This is a genomic window from Bartonella sp. AP4SXKL (genome assembly GCF_042195845.1).
GTDB lineage: Bacteria > Pseudomonadota > Alphaproteobacteria > Rhizobiales > Rhizobiaceae > Bartonella.
Window position 1 is genome coordinate 1 of sequence record NZ_JBHIPA010000068.1, and the last position, 749, is coordinate 749.

General features: G+C 47.7%; 1 pseudogene. It reads left to right on the plus strand.

Annotated features, from left to right (window positions below):
- Nucleotides 1-749 (plus strand): annotated as a pseudogene (locus ACFIMI_RS09875) (filamentous hemagglutinin); the annotation flags it as partial.

Genomic DNA, 749 nt, shown 5'->3' on the forward strand with positions numbered 1-749 from the left:
GTTGGCAAGTTTTATGGCTCAGCCTATTATTTGAACAGAATTGGCTACAATCCTGACAGAGAGATTTTTTTCTTAGGCGATGCTTATTTTGAAAAGCAGCTGATTGAGAAACAAATGCGTGATCTGGTCGGTCAAGGGTTGGGCAAAGGTTCCTTTATTCCTGGAAGTGATGCCATTGAACAAGTCAAAACTTTGCTGGATGTCGGGGCAGACTATGCAAAAGCACACAATCTCCCTTTTGGTGAGGCTTTGAGTGAAGAACAATTGGCGTCCCTAGAAGCGCCGATGGTGATTTATGTGCGCCAACAGGTCAAGGGCATGGATGTTTACGCACCGGTGCTTTATATCCCTGAAAAAGACAGAGCCTCCTTTGTTTCTGCTGGGGCTTTGATCATGGGCGATGATGTCAATATCACCAGCCAGAATACAAGCAATTCAACGATTATCAATTCAGGGCGGATTGCGGCAAATCACCAATTGCATGTGCATGGTGGGGATATTTTTAGTAAAGGGGGGCATTTTGCGGCGGGTAACGATGCTGTTCTCCTTGCGGAGAAGAATATTCGTTTAGATGCAGGGCGCACAACGGTTGACGGCGTGGAGACAGTATTAAACACCGAGGCGCTTTCTGCTGGGGGCAATGCGAGCGTAATTGCCAAACAAGATATCACCGCCTCAGGGGTGGGGATCACTACCGGAGGTGATCTTGCCATGGCTACAGAAGAAGGTAACTTGACGATCGGTTCAGC